Origin of the sequence: Spirilliplanes yamanashiensis, assembly GCF_016863475.1 — a bacterium.
In the GTDB taxonomy this organism is placed as follows: domain Bacteria; phylum Actinomycetota; class Actinomycetes; order Mycobacteriales; family Micromonosporaceae; genus Spirilliplanes; species Spirilliplanes yamanashiensis.
Genome location: NZ_BOOY01000038.1, coordinates 15155 through 34073, shown reverse-complemented (window position 1 = coordinate 34073; position 18919 = coordinate 15155). Strand labels below are relative to the sequence as shown.

General features: G+C 74.8%; 24 protein-coding genes and 1 riboswitch. Of the genes, 15 read left to right on the top strand and 9 right to left on the bottom strand.

Translation table 11 applies throughout. The features are described from left to right. Window positions 1–24 precede the first annotated feature (24 nt). The 7 genes from Sya03_RS27110 to Sya03_RS27080 are packed head-to-tail and all read left to right on the top strand — an operon-like array spanning window position 25 to window position 4424. Window positions 25–960, top strand: coding sequence for a metal ABC transporter substrate-binding protein (locus Sya03_RS27110; protein WP_203941261.1), 936 nt, complete (start codon window positions 25–27; stop codon window positions 958–960). Further along, window positions 957–1727, top strand: a complete 771-nt coding sequence (locus Sya03_RS27105; protein ID WP_203941260.1) for a metal ABC transporter ATP-binding protein — start codon at window positions 957–959, stop codon at window positions 1725–1727. Before Sya03_RS27110 ends, Sya03_RS27105 begins: the two co-directional genes overlap by 4 nt. Window positions 1728–1732: 5 nt before the next feature. After that, window positions 1733–2593, top strand: a complete 861-nt coding sequence (locus tag Sya03_RS27100; protein ID WP_203941352.1) for a metal ABC transporter permease — start codon at window positions 1733–1735, stop codon at window positions 2591–2593. Window positions 2594–2616: 23 nt separating this feature from the next. Further along, a complete protein-coding gene (locus Sya03_RS27095; protein WP_203941259.1) occupies window positions 2617–2916 on the top strand; it encodes an ArsR/SmtB family transcription factor in 300 nt (99 codons plus the stop codon). After that, a complete protein-coding gene (locus tag Sya03_RS27090; RefSeq protein WP_203941258.1) occupies window positions 2913–3320 on the top strand; it encodes a Fur family transcriptional regulator in 408 nt (135 codons plus the stop codon). Before Sya03_RS27095 ends, Sya03_RS27090 begins: the two co-directional genes overlap by 4 nt. A 21-nt stretch (window positions 3321–3341) precedes the next feature. After that, window positions 3342–3950: a hypothetical protein gene (locus Sya03_RS27085; protein ID WP_203941257.1), complete on the top strand. Its 609-nt coding sequence runs from the start codon at window positions 3342–3344 to the stop codon at window positions 3948–3950. Between the two features lie 48 nt (window positions 3951–3998). Then, window positions 3999–4424, top strand: coding sequence for an ATP-binding protein (locus Sya03_RS27080; RefSeq protein ID WP_203941256.1), 426 nt, complete (start codon window positions 3999–4001; stop codon window positions 4422–4424). A gap of 4 nt (window positions 4425–4428) precedes the next feature. On the opposite strand, the gene Sya03_RS27075 is transcribed toward Sya03_RS27080, so the two are convergent. The 5 genes from Sya03_RS27075 to Sya03_RS27055 all read right to left on the bottom strand — a co-directional run bounded on the left by Sya03_RS27075 (window position 4429) and on the right by Sya03_RS27055 (window position 9556). Then, on the bottom strand, window positions 4429–6336 hold the full coding sequence (locus tag Sya03_RS27075; RefSeq protein WP_203941255.1) for an acyl-CoA dehydrogenase family protein: 1908 nt from the start codon (window positions 6334–6336) through the stop codon (window positions 4429–4431). 22 nt (window positions 6337–6358) lie between these two features. Next, on the bottom strand, window positions 6359–6907 hold the full coding sequence (locus Sya03_RS27070) for a DUF6328 family protein (RefSeq protein ID WP_203941351.1): 549 nt from the start codon (window positions 6905–6907) through the stop codon (window positions 6359–6361). A 62-nt stretch (window positions 6908–6969) separates the two neighbouring features. Continuing rightward, window positions 6970–7773 carry an alpha/beta fold hydrolase gene (locus Sya03_RS27065; protein ID WP_203941254.1) on the bottom strand — a complete coding sequence of 268 codons (804 nt, stop codon included), beginning with the start codon at window positions 7771–7773 and terminating at the stop codon, window positions 6970–6972. Continuing rightward, entirely contained in the window at window positions 7770–8516 is a 747-nt protein-coding gene (locus Sya03_RS27060) for a TIGR03943 family putative permease subunit (protein ID WP_203941253.1), read from the bottom strand. The genes Sya03_RS27065 and Sya03_RS27060 overlap by 4 nt, the downstream gene beginning before the upstream one ends. Then, window positions 8513–9556, bottom strand: coding sequence for a permease (locus Sya03_RS27055; RefSeq protein ID WP_203941252.1), 1044 nt, complete (start codon window positions 9554–9556; stop codon window positions 8513–8515). The genes Sya03_RS27060 and Sya03_RS27055 overlap by 4 nt, the downstream gene beginning before the upstream one ends. Before the next feature lie 95 nt (window positions 9557–9651). Then, window positions 9652–9756: riboswitch (TPP riboswitch) on the top strand. Window positions 9757–9812: 56 nt separating this feature from the next. Between Sya03_RS27055 and Sya03_RS27050 the strand changes: the two genes are divergently transcribed. The 5 genes from Sya03_RS27050 to Sya03_RS27030 all read left to right on the top strand — a co-directional run bounded on the left by Sya03_RS27050 (window position 9813) and on the right by Sya03_RS27030 (window position 14812). Next, window positions 9813–10397 (top strand): ECF transporter S component, encoded by a 585-nt coding sequence (locus Sya03_RS27050; RefSeq protein ID WP_370872149.1) that lies wholly within the window; start codon window positions 9813–9815, stop codon window positions 10395–10397. Then, window positions 10397–11788 carry an ABC transporter ATP-binding protein gene (locus Sya03_RS27045; protein ID WP_203941250.1) on the top strand — a complete coding sequence of 464 codons (1392 nt, stop codon included), beginning with the start codon at window positions 10397–10399 and terminating at the stop codon, window positions 11786–11788. Before Sya03_RS27050 ends, Sya03_RS27045 begins: the two co-directional genes overlap by 1 nt. Continuing rightward, window positions 11785–12588, top strand: coding sequence for an energy-coupling factor transporter transmembrane component T family protein (locus tag Sya03_RS27040; protein ID WP_203941249.1), 804 nt, complete (start codon window positions 11785–11787; stop codon window positions 12586–12588). Before Sya03_RS27045 ends, Sya03_RS27040 begins: the two co-directional genes overlap by 4 nt. A 68-nt stretch (window positions 12589–12656) precedes the next feature. Then, on the top strand, window positions 12657–14345 hold the full coding sequence (locus Sya03_RS27035) for a histidinol-phosphatase (RefSeq protein ID WP_203941248.1): 1689 nt from the start codon (window positions 12657–12659) through the stop codon (window positions 14343–14345). Continuing rightward, the gene (locus tag Sya03_RS27030; protein WP_239107886.1) at window positions 14342–14812 is read left to right on the top strand and encodes a hypothetical protein; all 471 of its coding nucleotides are present in this window, start codon (window positions 14342–14344) and stop codon (window positions 14810–14812) included. The genes Sya03_RS27035 and Sya03_RS27030 overlap by 4 nt, the downstream gene beginning before the upstream one ends. Here Sya03_RS27030 and Sya03_RS27025 read toward each other — a convergent pair whose 3' ends face one another. Both Sya03_RS27025 and Sya03_RS27020 read right to left on the bottom strand, forming a co-directional pair. After that, window positions 14813–15238, bottom strand: a complete 426-nt coding sequence (locus Sya03_RS27025) for a PIN domain nuclease (protein WP_203941246.1) — start codon at window positions 15236–15238, stop codon at window positions 14813–14815. Further along, entirely contained in the window at window positions 15235–15444 is a 210-nt protein-coding gene (locus Sya03_RS27020) for a type II toxin-antitoxin system VapB family antitoxin (protein WP_203941245.1), read from the bottom strand. The genes Sya03_RS27025 and Sya03_RS27020 overlap by 4 nt, the downstream gene beginning before the upstream one ends. Before the next feature lie 56 nt (window positions 15445–15500). Between Sya03_RS27020 and Sya03_RS27015 the strand changes: the two genes are divergently transcribed. Both Sya03_RS27015 and Sya03_RS27010 read left to right on the top strand, forming a co-directional pair. Further along, window positions 15501–15791, top strand: coding sequence for an MTH1187 family thiamine-binding protein (locus Sya03_RS27015; protein WP_203941244.1), 291 nt, complete (start codon window positions 15501–15503; stop codon window positions 15789–15791). Further along, window positions 15788–16477 (top strand): HAD family hydrolase, encoded by a 690-nt coding sequence (locus tag Sya03_RS27010; protein ID WP_239107885.1) that lies wholly within the window; start codon window positions 15788–15790, stop codon window positions 16475–16477. The genes Sya03_RS27015 and Sya03_RS27010 overlap by 4 nt, the downstream gene beginning before the upstream one ends. On the opposite strand, the gene Sya03_RS27005 is transcribed toward Sya03_RS27010, so the two are convergent. Continuing rightward, on the bottom strand, window positions 16436–17230 hold the full coding sequence (locus Sya03_RS27005) for an isoprenyl transferase (RefSeq protein ID WP_203941243.1): 795 nt from the start codon (window positions 17228–17230) through the stop codon (window positions 16436–16438). The genes Sya03_RS27010 and Sya03_RS27005 overlap by 42 nt on opposite strands. A 46-nt stretch (window positions 17231–17276) precedes the next feature. Then, entirely contained in the window at window positions 17277–18050 is a 774-nt protein-coding gene (recO, locus tag Sya03_RS27000) for a DNA repair protein RecO (protein ID WP_203941242.1), read from the bottom strand. Window positions 18051–18148: 98 nt separating this feature from the next. Between recO and Sya03_RS26995 the strand changes: the two genes are divergently transcribed. Further along, on the top strand, window positions 18149–18919 hold the full coding sequence (locus Sya03_RS26995) for a DUF4097 family beta strand repeat-containing protein (protein WP_203941241.1): 771 nt from the start codon (window positions 18149–18151) through the stop codon (window positions 18917–18919).

Here is an 18919-nt window from a genome sequence, read left to right as displayed (position 1 = left end):
TCAACTCGGCGGAGAGTGGGCGGCATGCTGAAGCGTTGCACCGCCCTCCTGGCCGCGGCCGGTCTCGCCCTGACCACCACCGCCTGCGGCGGCAGCGAGCCCGCCCGGGCCGACGACAAGCTCGCCGTCGTGGCCGCGTTCTACCCCCTGGAGTACCTCGCAAAGCGCATCGGCGGTGACGCCGTCACGGTCACCGGCCTGGCCAAGCCCGGCGCCGAGCCGCACGACCTCGAACTGACGCTCAACCAGGTCTCCCAGGTCGCCGACGCCGACCTGGTGGTCTACCTGCGCGGCTTCCAGCCCGCGGTCGACGAGGCCGTCGAGGGCCAGGCGGCCGACCACGCGTTCGACGCCGCCGCCGTCGCCCCGCTGCTCGACGCGGCCGCCGGCGGCCACGAGCACGAGGGCGAGGCCGCGGGCGAGGAGGCGCACGCCGAGGAGGAGGCCGGCCCCGACCCGCACCTCTGGCTCGACCCGGCCCGGCTCGCCGACGTCGGCGACGCCCTGGCCAAGCGGCTCGCCGAGGTCGACGGCAGCCAGGACTTCGCCGGCCGCGCCCGCGCGCTGCGCGCCGACCTGACCACGCTCGACGGCGAGTTCACCGCCGGGCTGAAGACCTGCGAGCGGCGCGAGATCGTCACCAGCCACGCCGCGTTCGGCTACCTCGCCGCCCGCTACCAGCTGGAGCAGGTCGCCATCACGGGCCTGTCGCCGGAGTCCGAGCCGTCGATCCAGCGCCTCACCACGGTCGCCGGGGAGGCGCGCGAGCACGGCGCCACCACGATCTTCTTCGAGACGCTCGTCAGCCCCGACGTCGCGAAGACCATCGCCGACAAGGTCGGCGCCCGGACGGCCGTGCTCGACCCGCTGGAGGGTCTGCAGCCCGGTGCGGCGGGCGACTACCTTTCGGTGATGCGCACCAACCTGTCCACCCTGAAGTCCGCGTTGGGATGTTCGTGACAGTTCCCGTCGTACGAGTCCGCTCGGCCCACGTCGCGTACGAGGGCCGGGCGGTGCTGCAGGGCGTCGACCTCCCCGTGGACGCGGGCGAGGTCGTCGCCATCCTCGGCGCCAACGGCTCCGGCAAGTCCACCCTGGTGCGTGCCGTCCTCGGCCTGGTGCCGCTCGCCGCGGGCAGCGTCGAGCTGTTCGGCGAGCCGCTGCGCCGGTTCCGGCAGTGGCAGCGCATCGGCTACGTGCCGCAGCGCCTCGGCGCCGGCAGCGGCGTGCCCGCCACGGTCGCCGAGGTGGTCGCCGCCGGCCGGCTCGCCCGCCGCGGCCCGTTCCGGCCGCCGCGCGCCGCCGACCGCGCCGCCGTCGCCGCCGCGATCGCCGCCGTCGGGCTCGCCGACCGGGCCGGCGACCCGGTCACCACCCTGTCCGGCGGCCAGCAGCAGCGCGCCCTGATCGCCCGCGCGCTGGCCGGGCAGCCCGACCTGCTCGTCCTCGACGAGCCCACCGCCGGGGTCGACGCCGCCAGCCAGGACGCCTTCGCCGACGCGCTGCGCGGCTTCGTCGCCGGCGGCGGCACCGTCCTGCTGGTCGCGCACGAGCTGGGCCCGCTGCGCCCGGTCATCACCCGCGCCATCGTCGTGCACCACGGCGGCATCGCCCACGACGGCGCCTGCCCCGAACCGGCCGGCTTCCACGCCGACCCGGGCCACGACCACGTCCACCCGCACGCCGCCGAGCCGCTGGGCACGCCGCTGGGGATGTGGCAGTCGTGACCGACCTGTTCGCCAGCGACATCTTCCTGCGCGCCCTCGCCGGCGCCGTCGTCATCGGCCTCGCCGCGCCCACGCTCGGCACGTACCTGGTGCAGCGCCGGCTGGCCCTGATCGGCGACGGCATCGGCCACGTGGCGCTCACCGGCGTCGGCGTCGGGCTGCTGTTCGACCAGTCGCCGGTGCTGACCGCCGTCGTCGTCGCCGCGCTCGGCGCGGTCGGCGTCGAGCTGGTCCGCGAGCGCGGCCGCACCTCCGGCGACCTGGCGCTGGCCCTGCTGTTCTACGGCGGCATCGCCGGCGGCGTGCTGCTGGTCAACCTGTCCGGCGGCACCGGCACCAACCTGCTGCAGTTCCTGTTCGGCTCGCTGAGCACCACCTCGTCGGACGACCTGGCGGTCATCGCCGTGCTGGGCGCGGTCGTCGTCGCGGCGATGCTGGCGCTGCGGCCGGCGCTGTTCGCGATCTGCCACGACGAGGAGTACGCGCGGGTCTCCGGCCTGCCGGTGCGCGCGCTCAACGTCCTGCTCGCCGTCACCACCGCCGTCACCGTCACCATCGCCATGCGCACCGTCGGCCTGCTGCTGGTCAGCGCGCTCATGGTGGTGCCCGTGGCGGCCGCCCAGCAGGTCACCCGCGGCTTCCGCAGCACCATGCACGCGGCCATGGCCATCGGCGTGCTCGCCGCCGGCGCGGGCGTCGTCGTGGCCGCCGAGGCCGACACCGCACCGGGCGCCACCATCGTCATGGTGGCCATCGCCGTCTTCCTCGGCATCACCGTCGCGGCGGCGCTGCGCCGGGCCACCCGGCGCCGCCCGCGCGCCGACAGCCCCCAGCCCGAACCGCCCGAGGTGGTGCTGCAGCGCTGATCCGCGGCGGTACGGTGGCACCCGTGACGACGACCGGCTACGAGGCGTACGAGGCGGCCGGCGAGCTGCTGCGCGCCCTGTCCGCGCCGATCCGCGTCGCCATCGTCGCGGAGCTCGGCGCCGGCGAGCGCTGCGTGCACGAGCTCGTCGAAAAGCTCGGCGCCCCGCAGCCGCTCGTCTCCCAGCACCTGCGCGTCCTGCGCGGGGCGGGCGTCGTGCGCGGCGCGCGGCGGGGCCGGGAGATCGCGTACACGCTGGTCGACGAGCACGTGGCGCACATCGTCGCCGACGCGGTCAGCCACGCCCGGGAGGCCCGCCCATGACGTCCGAGTCCGACACCGCCGTCCGCACCACGCGGCAGCGCACCGCGGTCAGCGCCCTGCTGGCCAGCACCGAGGGCTTCCACAGCGCCCAGGAGCTGCACGCCATGCTGCGCGACCGCGGCGAGCGCGTCGGCCTGACCACCGTCTACCGGACGCTGCAGGGCCTCGCCGACGCGGGCGAGATCGACGTCATGCGCCCGCCCGGCGGCGAGCACCTCTACCGCCGGTGCAGCCAGGGCCACCACCACCATCTCGTGTGCCGCTCGTGCGGCAACACCGTCGAGGTGGAGGGCCCGGCCGTCGAGTCGTGGGCGGAGAAGGTCGCCGCCCGGCACGGCTACGCCGACGTGTCGCACACCATGGAGATCTTCGGCACCTGCCCGTCCTGCGCGGCGAAGCGGTAGCCCACCTGGCACGCTGGCGCGGTGAGGATCTATGCCGATCGGCTGCCCACCGTCCTGCGCCAAGTCGCCACCGACCTGTTCATGATCCTGTGGGTGTACGCGTGGGTCCGCGTCGCCCTGTACCTGCACGACCTGGTGGAGAAGCTGGCCGTGCCGGGGCAGAAGCTGGAGGGCGCGGGCACGGGCATCGCCGACGGGCTCGCCGACGCCGGCGGCAAGGTCGGCCGGGTGCCGCTGGTCGGCGACGAGCTGACCGCGCCGTTCACCCGCGCCGCCGACGCCGCCCGCTCACTGGCGGGCGCCGGCCGCGACCAGCAGGAGTTCGTGGCCGACCTGGCGATCGCGGTGGCGGTGGGCCTGGTGGCGTTCCCGATCGGCCTGGTGCTGTTCGGCTGGCTGCCGCGGCGCCTGCGCTGGATGCGCCGCGCCGCCGTCGCGTCGGCCGTCGCCACCCGGCCCGCCGGCACCGACCTGCTGGCGCTGCGCGCCCTCGCCACCCGGCCGCTCGACCAGCTGGCCCGGCTCGGCCCGGACGTGGCCGAGTCGTGGCGCCGCGGCGACCCGGCCACCGTCACGGCCCTGGCCGACCTGGAGCTGCGCGACCTCGGGCTGCGCGCCACCCGACGGTGACCGGCGGCGACGGTTCACGGCGGCGATGATCGGGCAAGGGAGTCCGGCATGGACACCATGCGCTCCGCTCCGCTGCCCGACGGCTGCACCGTGCTGGACGAGTGGACGCTGGACAGTTCGGCGCAATTGACCACCCTCCGGGCGGCCCTGCACCGGTCCATCACCGGCGGGGCCGGGCAGGAGGCCCAGCTGGACGAGGTGCCGGAGAAGGTCGCCGTCGTCGCCACCGAACTGGCCACCAACGCCCTGCGGCACGGCCTGCCGCCGACCGTGGTGCGGCTGCTGCGCGACGGCGACCGCTTCATCCTCGACGTCACCGACCACGACCCGGGCAACCCGCCGGACTTCGCCGAGGGGCGGGCGCCCGGCCAGGGCGGCCTGGGCCTGCTGTTCGCCCGCGAGCTGTCGCTCGACGTCGCCTGGTACGCGGCCGCCGAGGTCAAGCACGTCTGGGCGACGTTCCCCGCCCCGTGAGCCGTCAGCCCGGCGGCGGGGGCACCCGGCGCCGGACGTCCTCGGCCGTCGAGGGGCCCGGCTGCCACGCGGCGACCCAGGCGCCCTCCGTCGGCGGCGGCACGATGCCCTCCTCCAGGAAGGCGTAGCGGCCGGCGAGGATCCGCTTGGCGGCCGCGCCGTCGACCCGGTCGGTGTTCTCCCACAGGGCGCGGAACAGCTCCTCGCACCGCCGCACGGCCTGCCGGCAGTACAGGTCGGCCAGCTCGACGCCCTCGGGGCGGTGCTCGGTGTGGGCGCGGACGCAGACGGCGCTCATGGCGAACAGCTCGGCGCCGATGTCGACGACCCGGCCGAGGAAGGCCTGCTTGCGCTCCATCTTCGCCTGCCACCGGGACATGGCGTAGAACGTCGAGCGGGCCAGCTTGCGCGACGCGCGCTCGACGTAGCGCAGGTGCGCGGCCAGCGGGCCGTAGTCGCCGAACGCGACCGGGTTCTGGCCCTGGCCGACGGTGAGGGTGGGCAGCCAGCGGGCGTAGAACGCGGAGGCGGCCGCGCCGGCGCGGGCCTTGGCGGCGAGGGTGGCGTCCGGGTCGATGATGTCGCCGGCGACGGACAGGTGGGCGTCCACGGCCTCGCGGGCGATGAGCAGGTGCATGATCTCGGTCGAGCCCTCGAAGATGCGGTTGATGCGCAGGTCGCGCAGCACCTGCTCGACGCCGATCGGCCGCTCGCCGCGGGCCTCGAGGCTGTCGGCGGTCTCGTAGCCGCGGCCGCCGCGGATCTGGACCAGCTCGTCGGCGATCTGCCAGGCCATCTCGCTGGCGTGCAGCTTGACGAGGGCGGCCTCGATGCGGATGTCGTTGCGCTCGTCGTCGGCGAGCCGGCAGCACAGGTCGAGCATGGTCTCCATCGCGTACGTGGTGGCGGCGATGAACGACAGCTTCTTGGCGACGGCCTCGTGGCCGCCGACGGGCCGGCCCCACTGCTCGCGCTCGGCGGCCCACTCGCGGGCGACGCGCAGCGACCACTTGCCGGCCGAGACGCACAGCGCGGGCAGCGACAGCCGGCCGGTGTTGAGCGTGGTGAGGGCGATCTTGAGGCCGCGCCCCTCGCCGCCGATGACGTTGTCGGCGGGGACGAACACGTCGGTGAACCGGGTGACGCTGTTCTCCAGGCCGCGCAGGCCGATGAAGCTGTTGCGCCGCTCGACGGTGATGCCGGGCGAGTCGCCCTCGACCACGAAGGCGGTGATGCCGCCCCGGCGGCCCTCGGCGGCGGGCACCCGCGCCATGACCACGAGCAGCGTCGCGATGGTGCCGTTGGTGGCCCACAGCTTGACGCCGTTGAGCCGGTAGCCGCCCTCGACCGGCTCGGCGGTGGTGCCGAGGCGGGCCGGGTCGCTGCCGACGTCGGGCTCGGTGAGCAGGAAGGCGCTGATCTCGCCCGCGGCGAGCCGGGGCAGGAACGCGGCCTTCTGCGCCTCGCTGCCGAACGACTTCAGCGGCTGCGGGACGCCGATCGACTGATGGGCGCTGAGCAGCGCGCCGAGGGCCGGGCTGACGGAGCCGACCAGGCCGAGGGCGCGGCAGTAGTCCAGGTTGGACAGGCCGAGGCCGCCGTACTTCCGGTCGATCTTCATGCCGAACGCGCCCAGCGCGGCGAGGCCCTGGAGCACCTCGTCGGGGATGCGGGCGTCCCGCTCGATCTGCCGGCCGTCCACGTGGGAGACCAGGAAGGCGCGCAGCTCGGCGAGCCACGGGTGGGGTGGGGTGTCGGTCCACGCCTCGACCAGGTCGAGGCGCAGCCGGCCGAGGAACATTTCCTTGCCGAAGCTGGGCTTGCCCCAGTCCTGCTCGCGGGCCGCCTCGGCGACCTGGCGGGACTCGCGCTCGCCGACGGCGCCGGCCTCCTTGGGCAGCATCGTGGTCATGTGACCACGTTACTACCGCTGGTTACCGATCGGTAGCCTGCGCGGGGACGCTGACCTGACGCGCGTACTCCTTGTTCTCCGCGGCCTCGTCGCGGTCCTCCTCGTCGTCGTCCTCGCCGTCGGTCCAGTTGCGCCGGGCCCACGGCAGGAAGGCCCAGAACGTGAGGAACCACAGGCCGGTGACGGCGGTGAGGATGATCGCGACGGTGGTCGGCAGCAGGAAGTCGGTGATCAGCAGCACCGAGCTGACCATGCTGATCAGCATGAACGCCAGGCCGCCCGTGGCCATCTTGTGCGCGAAGCGCACCAGCTCGGGCTTCCGGCCCTGGCGGAACAGCGCCCGGTGGAACGCGACGGGCGAGATGATCATCGCGGTGGCGAACGCCGCGGCGACCAGGGCCAGGACGTAGATGTCGCGCTGAAACGCGCTGGCGTTCGGGAACTGCGCGCTGAAGGGAAGCGTCAGCAGGAACGCGAACAGGATCTGCACACCGGTCTGCGCGACCCGCAGCTCCTGCAACAGGTCCGCGAAGTTGCGGTCCCAGCGCTGCTTCTCGGTCTCCTTCTTCACCACGGTGTGCACCCTCCCCGGCGCTCGGATCGTGGCCGCAGCTTGCCCCTCCGGGCGGAAGATCAAACGTCGTCGACGGCCCGGGCCACGATCGCCTCGGCCACGGCGTCCGGCGCCTCCTCCGGCTGCCAGTGGCCGACGCCGGGCAGCACGACCAGCCGGTAGTCCGCCCGCACGCAGCGGGTGGTCGCCGCCACCGAGGCCCGGCTCACCACGTCGCCGGTCCCCCACACGTACGTGGTGGGCACCCGCACCGGCGGCAGCAGGGCGGCGTCGAGGCCGTTCGCCCGGTACCAGTTCAGCGTGGCGGTGAGGCGGCCCGGGTCGCCCGCCATCGCGTCGGCGTACAGCTCGCCGCGGCCGGTGGGGCGCAGCATCGCCCGCAGCACCGCCCGGCCCAGGACCCGCTCGCCCAGCCGGGACCGGAACAGCGGCACGTACGCCAGCTTCAGCCGCTGCGACCAGCCGCGCATCCCCGCCGCGAGGGCGGCCGGGTGCGGGACGGACAGCGCGGTCAGGGTGCGGACCCGCTCGGGGTGCCGGGCCGCGAGGACCCAGGCCACCTGGGCGCCCCAGTCGTGGCCGACCACGTGCGCCGTGGCGACGCCCAGCTCGTCCAGCACCGCCAGGGCGTCCACGGCGGCCTCCGCGACCGTGTAGTCGGCGACGGCGGCCGGGCGGGCGCCGGGCGAATAGCCGCGCTGGTCCAGCCCGTACGTGCGCAGGCCGGCGGCGTGCAGCCGCGGGACGACCGCGTCCCACTCGCGGCTGTCCTGCGGGAAGCCGTGCAGCAGCAGGACGGGCGCCCCGCCCGCCGGGCCGCCCGCGACGACGTCGAACGTGAGGCCCCGCGCGGTGACCTTCACTCGTACTGCTGCTTCGGTGCCGGGACCTGCTTCCACGATCCGACCTCCAGGTAGGGCAGGGTGGCGTCGTTGACCGGGTCCTTGGCGGTCTGCGGGCTGTACGTGCCCACCACCTCGACCCACGTGTCGGTCGCGACCGCCGGGACGTCGCCGCTGAGCCCCACCTTGATCGGGCGGCCGTCCGCGGCGCAGCACGACAGGATGATGCGGGCCAGCATCGGCTTGCCGTCGGGCCCCGTGGCGATGAACCCGGTGAGCTGCACGCGCCGGTCGCCGAGCGACTTGCCCTCGTCGAAGACGGCGCGCGAGGCGTACTCCAGGACCGTGATCTTCGCCGGGTCGCCCTCGGGCAACGGGCGGAAGTCCGAGTCCTGCTGGGTGCTGGCCAGGATCGAGCCGGACTGGTCGGCGGAGAACGCCCCCAGCGCGGGCGGCGCCACCAGCAGCAGGCCGAGCACCGGCAGGATGAGCAGCCAGCCGACGCGCGGCTCGTGGTGGCCGTGGCCGTCGTCGTCATTGGGGGTGTCGTGCCCGTGGTCGTGGCCGTGCGCGCCGTCGTGGCCGCGGTGGCGCAGGTCGTACCACAGCGTCATGACCGCGGCGGCGACCAGCAGCACCCCGGCGGCGATGAGGAACGGCCGCAGCCCCTCCTTGACGTAGCGCAGGTACATGTCGGTGAACGACGCCCGCAGCACCGCCCCGCCGAGCAGCAGCATCACGACCGCCTGCGCCTGCCTGCTCACAGGAATGCCACCCCCACCCCGGTGCCGATGAGGACCGCCGCGACGAACGTGGCCGGGGCGAACCGGGACGCGAACCGGCGCCCGAACACGCCGGTCTGCATCGAGATGAGCTTCAGGTCGACCATCGGGCCCACCACCAGGAACACCAGCCGGGACGTCAGCGAGAACTGCGACAGCGACGCGGCGACGAACGCGTCGGCCTCGCTGCAGATGGACAGCAGCACGGCCAGGACGGCCAGCGCGATGATCGACAGGACGGCGTTGTCGGCGAGGGTCTGCAGCCACGCCTCCGGCACCACCACGTTGATGGTGGCGGCGGCCATCGCGCCGAGCACCAGGAAGCCGCCCGCGTGCACGATGTCGTGCCGGCAGGCCGCCCAGAACGCCCGCCCGCGGGACAGGTCGTCGAGGTCGGGCCGGTACGGCAGCTTGATCCAGTCGGCACGGCCGAGGCGCAGCCACAGCCAGCCCATCAGCACCGCGACGGCGAGGCTGGCCAGCGCCCGCGCCCACACCATCTCCGGGTTGTCCGGGAACGCAACCGCCGTCGCGGCCAGCACGATCGGGTTGATCGCGGGCGCGGCCAGCAGGAACGTCAGCGCGGCGGCGGGCGTGACGCCGCGGCGGATCAGCGACCCGGCGATCGGCACCGACCCGCACTCGCAGCCGGGCAGGATGACCCCCGACACGCCCGCCACCGGCACCGCCAGGGCCGGGTGCCGCGGCAGCGCCCTCGCCCAGAACGAGCGCGGCACGAACACCGCGATCACCGCCGACAGCACCACCCCGAACACCAGGAACGGCACGGCCTGCACCATCACGGAGACGAACACGGTGACCCAGGTGGTGAGCCGGGCGCCGGAGATGAGGTCGGCCAGCGGGTTGCGGAAGACCACCAGCAGCACCAGCAGCACCGCCAGCACCTCGACGGACCCGACCGGGGCCCGGCGCGGGCGGCGGCGGTGCGACGACGGCGCGGGCGGCGCCGGCGAGGCCCAGTCCGCCTCGTCCTGCTGGAAGGCGCGGTCGAGGTCGGTCACGCGACCAGGCTAGCCGAGCACGTGCCGGTGCCCACACCACCGGGCCGGGCGGTGTCCGTCGAGGCCAGGCGGTGTTAGCGTCTGCGAAACAACTACACATCCGACAGGGGAGCGCACAGCGCTGAGAGTGCGGCCGCGGCCGCAGACCCTCGAACCTGATCTGGGTAATGCCAGCGCAGGGAGTTCGGTCAGTTCTCATGCCGCGTCGTGTCCGGGACCGTTCCCGGGGACGGCGTGCGTCCTCTCCCGGTCCGAGCTGGGAGTCACCATGAACAACCGCTGGCGCACGATCGACATCGTCGTGGCCTCCGTCATCGCCGTCGCCTTCGGCGTCATCTTCTGGGCCTGGGGCCTGCTGTGGAACGGCCCCGCCGACGCCATCCCGCTGCCGTTCCGTGCCGTGCTGTACGGCGTCTGGCTGGTGCCCGCCGTCCTCGGCGGCCTGGTCGTCCGCAAGCCGGGCGCCGCGTTCTACACCCTCACGCTGGCCGCGCTGGTCTCCGTCGCCCTCGGCACCAGCTGGGGCTGGACGCTGGTGCTGCAGGGCCCGATCGAGGCGCTGGCCGCCGAGCTGGCCTTCGCCGCGTTCGCGTACCGCGCCTGGAACCTGCCGGTGGCGCTGCTCGCCGGCGCCCTGGCCGGGGTCGCGGCGGCCGTGTACGACGCGTTCGTCTGGTACGGCGGCACGTCGTGGGCCACCATGCGGCTGCCGTACATCGCGATCACGGCGCTCAGCGCGCTGGTCGTGGCCGGCCTCGGCAGCGTGTACCTGACCCGCGCGCTGGCCCAGACCGGCGTGCTCGACCGCTTCCCGTCGGGCCGCGAGCGGGCCGCCGTCTAGTGGCGGAGGTGACCCTCCGCGGGTTCGGGTGGCGGCACGCGGGGCGCAGGGCGTGGGCGGTACGCGGGGTCGACCTGCGGATCGCCCACGGCGAGCGGGTGCTGCTGCTCGGGCCCTCGGGCGCCGGCAAGTCCACGCTGCTGGCCGCGCTCGCCGGCCTGCTGGCCGAGGACTCCGGCGAGGCGGAGGGCACCGTCGAGATCGACGGGCTGGATCCGCGCAAGGCCCGCGAGCGGGTCGGCGTGCTGTTCCAGGACCCGGAGACGCAGCTGGTCATGTCGCGCTGCGGCGACGACGTGGCGTTCGGGCTGGAGAACCGCGGCGTCCCGGCGGCCGAGATCTGGCCCCGGGTCGACGAGGCGCTGGCCCGGGTCGGTTTCGGCCACGGCCGGGACCGGCTCACCGCCGCCCTGTCCGGCGGCGAGCAGCAGCGGCTGGCGCTCGCCGGGGTGCTGGCGCTGCGGCCCGGCCTGCTGCTGCTCGACGAGCCCACCGCCAACCTCGACCCGGCGGGCGCCGCGCTGGTCCGCGGCGCCGTCGCCCGGGCCCTCGACGCCGACACCACGCTGCTGCTGGTCGAGCACCGGGTCGCCGACGCGCTGCCGCTGGTCGACCGGGTCGTCGTGCTGGAACCCGGCGGCGGGGTCGCCGCCGACGGGCCGCCGGGCGCGGTCTTCGCCGCGCACGGCGCCGCCCTCGCCGAGGCCGGGGTGTGGATCCCCGGCCACCCGGTCGCGCCGCGCCGGGCCGCCGCCGGTCCCGGCGAGGTGCTGGTACGCGCCGCCGGGGCCGCCGTCGCCGGGCGGCTGCGCCCGGCCGACCTCACCGCGCACGCGGGCGAGGTGCTCGCCGTGACCGGCCCCAACGGCGCCGGCAAGTCCACCCTGGCGCTGCTGCTCGGCGGCCTGATGCGACCCACGTCCGGCGCCGTCGAGGCGGCGCCCGCCGGCGCGCCGCACCGGTGGCGGGCCGCCGCGCTGACCACCCGGATCGGCTCGGTGTTCCAGGACCCCGAGCACCAGTTCGTCACCCACCGGGTCGCCGACGAGCTGGCCCTCGGCCCGCGCCGGCTGGGCCGCCCCGCCGCCGAGGTCGACCGGGTCGTCGCCGGGCTGCTCGACCGGCTGCGGCTGACCCGGCTGGCCGGCGCCAACCCGTACACCCTGTCGGGCGGCGAGGCCCGGCGCCTCAGCGTGGCGACGGCCCTGGCCACCGCGCCGCGGCTGCTCGTGCTCGACGAGCCCACCTTCGGCCAGGACCGGCGCACCTGGATCGAGCTCGTCGACCTGCTCGCCGGGCTGCGCGACGACGGCCACGGCGTCGTCGCCGTCACCCACGACGCCGACTTCGTCGCCGCCCTCGCCGACCGCGAACACCGGCTGGCCCGATGACCGCCCTGCTGCCGACGTTCCAGGCGAGCACCGCGCCGCTCGGCCGCCGCAACCCCGTCGCCAAGCTGGCCGCCGCCGTGCTGTTCACCGCGCCGCTCATCGCCACCCTCGACCCGCTCACCCCCGCCGTCGCGCTCGCCGTCGAGCTGGCCGCGCTGCCCCTGTTCGGGCTGCGCCCCGCCGAGCTGGCCCGGCGGGCCTGGCCGCTGCTCGTGGCCGCCGCCGGCATCGTCGTCACGCTGGTGCTGTTCGCCGCCGAACGCACCGGCGCGCTCGTCGTCGCGCTCGGGCCGTTCGACGTCACCACCGGCGTGCTGTGGCTCGCCCTCGGCATGGCGCTGCGGATCGTCGCGATCGCCCTGCCCGGCGTCATGGTCTTCGCCACCACCGACCCCACCGACCTGGCCGACGCGCTGGTGCAGAATGCCCGGGTGCCCGCCCGGTTCGCGCTCGGGGCGCTGGCCGCGTTCCGGCTCGTGCCGCTGCTCGGCCAGGAGTGGCAGCTGCTGGCCATGGCCCGGCGCGCCCGCGGCCTCGACGCCGGGCGCAACCCCGCGGCCCGGCTGCGGCTGTTCGCGTCGACCGCGTTCGCGCTGCTCGTCGGCGCCATCCGGCGCGGCACCCGGCTCGCCGTCGCGATGGACGCCCGCGGCTTCGACGCCGGCACGCCCCGCACCGTCGCCCGGCGGCAGCGCTTCACGGCCGCCGACACCGCTCTCGTCGTGGCCGCCCCGGCGCTGTCCGCCGTCATCGTGGCCGTCAGCGTGGTCACCGGGGTGTTCCGGCCGCTCATCGGCTGAGCGTTGTTCGCGCCGCCGCCTCTGGCGCGACACCCGGCGTTCGCCCGCCACCGCCAGATTCACCACCCATGGGCCACGGACACCACCACCACGACGAGCCACTCGCCGCCGCCGCGGACGTACCCCCGGCACTGGACCTCTCGGTTCCCGACAGCGAACTGTCGCCGTCGGACGTCTCCCGCCGCGGCTTCCTGCGCGGCGCCGGACTGCTCGGCGCCGGCGCGGCCGCGTCGGTCCTCGCCACCGGCACCCCGGCGCACGCCCACCCGCCCACCGGCGGCGGCCGCGTTAAGGGCGGGTTCCGCTGGCTCGCCGGCGACCACCACATCCACACCCAGTACAGCTCCGACGGCCAGTACCGGGTCATCGACCAGGCCAAGTACGGCGCCGCGTACGGCCTCGACTGGCTGGTCATCACCGACCACGGCAGCAACGCCCACGCCAAGATCGGCGTCGAGAAGGTCAACCCCGACATCCTCGCCACCCGCAAGGAGCTGCCGGAGCTGCTGACCTTCCAGGGTCTGGAGTGGAACATCCCGGCCGCCGAGCACGCCACCGTCTTCGTGCACCCCGGCCGCCACGAGGTCGACGTCCTCAAGCGCTTCGAGCAGGCGTACGACGGCTCGCAGCTGCCCGCCACCAACACCGAGGCGCAGAACGAGGCGATGGCGATCGCCGGCATCAAGTTCCTCGGCGAGCAGGTCCGCCGCCGCAAGGTCGAGGGCGCCCTGTTCCTCGCCAACCACCCCGCCCGCCGGGGCATCGACTCCCCGCACGAGATCCGCAACTGGCGCGACGCCGACCCCACCGTCGCCGTCGGCTTCGAGGGCGCGCCCGGCCACCAGGCCGCCGGCATCCCCGCCCCGAACGGGCGCGGCGGCGCCCGCGGCTTCTACGACAACAACCCGTCCGCGGCGTCGTTCCCCGGCTACCCGGCCGAGTCGTACCGCACGTGGGGCGGCTTCGACTGGATGACCTCCACCGTCGGCGGCCTGTGGGACAGCCTGCTCGCCGAGGGCAAGGCGTGGTGGATCACCGTCAACTCCGACAGCCACGTCAACTACCTCGACCTGTCGCAGCGCGGGCCCGGCTCGAACTTCGAGGCCGACGGCAAGTACAACGACCCGGTGTACGCGGGCAAGGCCAACACCACCGCCGGCGACTTCTGGCCCGGCTTCTACGGCCGCACCAACGTGGGCGCCTCGTCGTTCTCGTACCGGGCCGTCATGGACGGGCTGCGCGCCGGCCGCGTCTGGGTCGACCACGGCCGGCTCATCAAGGGCCTCGACGCCCGCGTCCGGCTCCAGGGCGACCGGCGGGCGTCGTCGGGCACCCCGCTCGGCGGCGTCCTGCGCGTGCGCCGCGGCACCGCCACCGAGCTGACCGTCGACATCGACCTGCAGGACGTGCCCAACTGGGCCGGCTTCGTCCCGCAGCTCAAGCGCGTCGACGTCATCCTCGGCACCGTCACCGGCCCGGTCGCCGACCGGGACACCTTTACCGCCCCCACCGCCCGGGTCGCCAAGTCGTACGAGGTGAGCGCCGGCGCGAAGCGGCTGTCCGTCACGCTCCCCCTCGGCCGCCTCGATCAGCCGTTCTACCTGCGCCTGCGCGGCACCGACGGCAACCGCACCCAGCCCGGCCTGCGCGGCGCGGCGGTCGACCCGCACGGCCCGGCGCTCGACGTCATCGGCTCCGCCGACCCGTGGGGCGACCTGTGGTTCTACACGAACCCGATCTGGGTCCTGCCCCGGTGACTCCCACCGGCCTCACCCTCGGGCACCGGGAGCCGGCAGACGCGGACCACTGGATCCGCGCGCTGGCCCCGGCGCCCGAGGTCGCCTGCACCCACCTGCTGCGCACCCCGCAGCCGCACGTGGCGATCAGCCTCTCCCCCGCCACCGACGCGCTGCCGCCGGGCGCGACGGCGTCCCCGGCGGCGGCCGCCGCCCACGGCCTGTCCGGCCGCGCCGTGGTCTTCCCCGGCTGGGCCGGCCTGGTCGGCACGGTCACGGCGCACACGGTGCTGACCACGTCGGCCATCGAGGAGATCGCGGTGCTCGGCGGCGGCACCCTGGACCCCGACGACGAGATCGACACCCGCGACCACGTCCGCCCCGTCTACCTCGACGGGGTGCTCACCCTGCAGGTGACGCCGGTGGCGGGCGGGCGCTGGGCCCCGTTCGAGGTGCCGGACCCGACCCCCTGCTGCGCGGGCCACTGATCAGGCGATCGACCCGGGCTCCGCGAGCCACCGCGTCCGCTGGCCGGTGACCACGGCGACGGCGTCGAAGTCGGCGTCGTAGTGCAGCAGGGTCAGGTCCAGCAGCTCCGCGCACGCGGCCACCAGCAGGTCGACCGGACCGGCCGACCGATGGGTGCCCCGATCCGTCATGGCCGCCTGCACGTCGGCGGCCCGCTCCCAGACCCGGTCCGGCACCAGCACGCCCGTGAAGGCCTCACGCAGGAGGGTCCGCAGCTCGTCCCGGTGCGCCGGCGAGCGCGCGCTGTAGAGGATCTCCAGCTCCGTGACCGGGCAGACGGCCAACAGGCCGGCGGTCAGCTGCCGCCCCCACATCTCGATGGCGGTGTCGTCGCGGGTCAGCCGCACCAGGGCGCTCGCGTCGACGAGGAACTGCTCCTGCCTCATCGGCGGCGGGCGCTCTTGTCCAGCAGCTCGTCGAAGTCGCCCGCCTTGCCCATCTCGACGAGCCGGTCGAACGCCTTGGCCCGGCGCAGGCGGTCCGCCGTCTCGCGCAGGGCGGTGTTCACCGTGTCCTTCTTCGTCTTCGTGCCGAGCAGCCGGGCGGCCTCGGCGAGGGCGTCGTCGTCCACGTCCACCAGGATCTTGGTCACCGGACCTCCCCGTATATGCGAAACCGACGCCGAGTATATCCTGCAAGGATGGCGGGATGCTCGTCGCCTTCTCCGTCACGCCGCTCGGCGCCGGTGACTCCGTCGGCGACCTGGTGGCCGAGGCCGTCCGGGTCGTCCGCGAGTCCGGGCTGCCGCACCGCACCGACGCCATGTTCACCACCGTCGAGGGCGAGTGGGACGAGGTGATGGCGGTCGTCAAGCGGGCCGTCGACGCCGTCGCCGCCGGCGCCCCGCGGGTCAGCGTCACCCTCAAGGCCGACGTGCGGCCCGGCGTGACCGGCGCACTGGAGGCCAAGGTCCGGCGGATCGAGGACGCGCTCTCGTGAGGCGGCTCGTGATGTGGGACATCGACTACACGCTGCTGCGCGGCGGCGGCGTGGCCGGCAACGCGTGGAAGGCGGCGTTCACGGCGGTGACCGGGCAGCAGTGGCGGCACATGCCGATCCTGGGCGGGCGCACCGACCTGGACATCTGCGCGGAGGTGTTCGACGTGCACGGGGTCACCGACTGCACGCCCGAGCGCTTCTTCGCCACCTACGCCGAGCGGGTGCACGCCGACCGGCACCTGTTCGCCGAGCACGGCAGCCTGATGCCGGGCGTGCGCGACGTCCTGGCCGGGCTGGCCGCGCACCCGCACGTGGTGCAGACCCTGGTGACCGGCAACATCGCGCCGGTGGCGCGGCTGAAGGTGGCCGCGTTCGGGCTGGGCGGGGTGTTCGACGCCGAGGTGGGCGGCTACGGCACCGAGGACCACGTGCGCGCCACCCTGGTGCGGCGCAGCCGGGAGCGGGCCGAGGCGAAGTACGGCGAGCCGTTCGAGGCGGTCGTGGTCGGCGACACGGTGGCGGACGTGGCCGGCGCGCTGGCCAACGACGCCGTCGCGGTGGGCGTGGCGACGGGCAGCACGCGCGCCGGCGACCTGCGGGCGGCCGGGGCGCACCACGTGCTCACCGACCTGTCCGACACGTCCTCAGTGGTGCGGCTGCTGGGCGGGCTTGACCGGGTTGGGTAGCGCGCCGCCGAAGCGCCGGTCGCGGCCCGCGTACAGCTCGCAGGCGTACCAGAGGTGCCGGCGGTCGAAGTCGGGCCACAGCGTGTCGAGGTAGACCATCTCGGCGTACGCGGACTGCCAGAGCAGGAAGTTCGACGTGCGCTGCTCACCCGACGGCCGCAGGAACAGGTCCACCTCGGGCACCTCGGGGTGGTAGAGGTAGCGGGCGAACACCTTCTCGGTGATCTTGTCGGGGTTGACCTTGCCGGCGGCGACGTCGCGGGCCAGGGCGGCCGCCGCGTCGGCGACCTCGGCGCGGCCGCCGTAGTTGACGCAGAACTGCAGGGTCAGCGTCGAGTTGTGCTGCGACATCTGCTCGGCGGTCTGCAGCTCGCCGATGACGCTCTTCCACAGCCGGCCCGGCCGGCCCGACCAGACGACCCGCACGCCCAGGTCGACGAGCTGGTCGCGGCGGCGGCGGATGACGTCGCGGTTGAAGCCCATCAGGAAGCGCACCTCGTCCGGCGAGCGCTTCCAGTTCTCGGTGGAGAACGCGTACGCCGACAGGTACGGGATGCCCAGCTCGATGGCGCCCTCGATGGTGTCGAACAGCGAGAACTCGCCCTGCTCGTGGCCGCGGGTGCGGGGCAGGCCGCGTTCCTTGGCCCACCGCCCGTTGCCGTCCATGACGAGCGCGACGTGCTTCGGCAGGCTCGCCTTCGGCAGCTCGGGCGGGCGCACCCCGGACGGGTGCGGCGTGGGCGGTTTCGGCATGGTGGCGTCTCCCCGTGGTGTGGCGCGTGCGGCCGTCATCGTCGCATCAGGGGCCGGTGCGGCGGTCCACCAGGGGCAGGGAGCGCAGCGCCTTTTCGAGGTGCCACTGCAGGTGGGCCGCGACCAGGCCGCTGCACTCGCGCCGGACCGGGCCCTCGGCGGCGTCGGCGACCGACCAGTCGCCGCTGGTGAGCGCCGACATGAGCCCGAGCGTGGCCGGGGCGGGGTGGGCGGCGCCGGGCGGCCGGCAGTCGGGGCAGACCGACCCGCCCGCGGGCACCGAGAACGCGCCGTGCCGGCCGGGGGTGCCGCACACCGCGCACTCGGCCAGGGCGGGCGCCCAGCCGGCGTAGGACATGCCGCGCAGCAGGTAGGCGTCGAGGACGAGGCTGCTGTCGTGCTCGCGGGCGGCCAGGGCGCGCAGCGCGCCGAGGGTGAGCTGGAAGATGCGCAGCGACGGCTCGCGCTCGATGGGGGTGAGCCGCTCGGCCGTCTCGGCGATCGCGCTGGCGGCCGTGTAGCGCGGATAGTCGGCGAGGAACGTGCCGCCGTACAGGTCGATCGCCTCGACCTGGCTGACTGAGTGCAGTGCGCTGCCGACGCCCTCGGGCGAGCCGGCGAGCTGCAGGTCGACGTGGCCGAACGGTTCGAGCCGGGCCCCGAACTTGCTGGTGGTGCGCCGGACGCCGCGGGCGACGGCGCGCAGGCGGCCGTGGTGGCGGGTCAGCAGGGTGATGATGCGGTCGCTCTCGCCCAGCTTCTGCACGCGCAGCACCACCGCGTCGTCGCGGTAGAGCTGTCGGCGGTATCCGGGCGGCACCCCCACATCTTGCACCCCACCCCCGACATCTCCTCTCAGGGTCGAGTCAGGGGATCCGACGGATGTCCCGGCACGCCCCCGGCCGTAGGTTTCGGGGCATGAACCTCACGCGTGCGCTCGGCGTCGCCGCCCTGGCCGGGACCCTCTCGCTGACCGGGTGCTTCGCGACCCCGCAGGCCCAGCTCGAGTTCTCCGACACGGAGACCGCCAAGATCACGGAGATCCGGCTGTCGGGCGGCGCGGGCGACGTGCTGGTGCGCTCGTCGTCGCGGGCGGACACGGCGGTCAACCGGGTGGTGCGCTACCGGGGCGCGGAGCCGGAGCGCACGTACCGGATCGAGGGGTCGGTGCTGACGATCGACACCCGGTGCGGCAACGACTGCTTCGTCACCTACGACATCGAGGCCCCGGCCGGGGTGGCGGTGACGGGGTCGCTGGGCTCCGGCGACATCCGGCTCACCCGGGTCGGCAAGGTCGACGTCGAGCTGCAGTCGGGCGACGTGACGGTCGACGGCGCCACCGGCACGGTCGCCGTGCGCACCACGTCCGGCGACATCGTGGCCAGCGGCGTCAAGGGCGCCGTCGAGCTCACCGCGACCTCGGGCGACGTGGAGGCCCGCGGGATCGCCGGCGCGGTCACGGCCGAGACCACCTCCGGCAACGTCGAGCTGCGGCTGGCCGAGGCGGTGGCGGTGCGGGCCCGGGCGAGCAACGGCGACGTCACCGTGGCGGTGCCGCAGGGCGCGTACCGCGTGCAGGTCGCCACCGGCAACGGCGACCAGGAGGTGTCCGTGCCGGACGTCGCGTCGGCCGCCCACCTGCTCGACGTGGTCACCGACAACGGCGACGTGTACGTGCGGTTCGGCTGA

What these genes read in the sequence shown, in the direction of transcription:
- Sya03_RS27090 (WP_203941258.1), top strand. Translation starts at nt 2,913, where the DNA reads ATGACGTCCGAGTCCGACACCGCCGTCCGCACCACGCGGCAGCGCACC.
- Sya03_RS27075 (WP_203941255.1), bottom strand. Translation starts at nt 6,336, where the DNA reads ATGACCACGATGCTGCCCAAGGAGGCCGGCGCCGTCGGCGAGCGCGAG.
- Sya03_RS27015 (WP_203941244.1), top strand. Translation starts at nt 15,501, where the DNA reads ATGCTCGTCGCCTTCTCCGTCACGCCGCTCGGCGCCGGTGACTCCGTC.
- Sya03_RS27110 (WP_203941261.1), top strand. Translation starts at nt 25, where the DNA reads ATGCTGAAGCGTTGCACCGCCCTCCTGGCCGCGGCCGGTCTCGCCCTG.
- Sya03_RS27025 (WP_203941246.1), bottom strand. Translation starts at nt 15,238, where the DNA reads ATGAGGCAGGAGCAGTTCCTCGTCGACGCGAGCGCCCTGGTGCGGCTG.
- Sya03_RS27080 (WP_203941256.1), top strand. Translation starts at nt 3,999, where the DNA reads ATGGACACCATGCGCTCCGCTCCGCTGCCCGACGGCTGCACCGTGCTG.
- Sya03_RS27035 (WP_203941248.1), top strand. Translation starts at nt 12,657, where the DNA reads ATGGGCCACGGACACCACCACCACGACGAGCCACTCGCCGCCGCCGCG.
- Sya03_RS27040 (WP_203941249.1), top strand. Translation starts at nt 11,785, where the DNA reads ATGACCGCCCTGCTGCCGACGTTCCAGGCGAGCACCGCGCCGCTCGGC.
- Sya03_RS26995 (WP_203941241.1), top strand. Translation starts at nt 18,149, where the DNA reads ATGAACCTCACGCGTGCGCTCGGCGTCGCCGCCCTGGCCGGGACCCTC.
- Sya03_RS27005 (WP_203941243.1), bottom strand. Translation starts at nt 17,230, where the DNA reads ATGCCGAAACCGCCCACGCCGCACCCGTCCGGGGTGCGCCCGCCCGAG.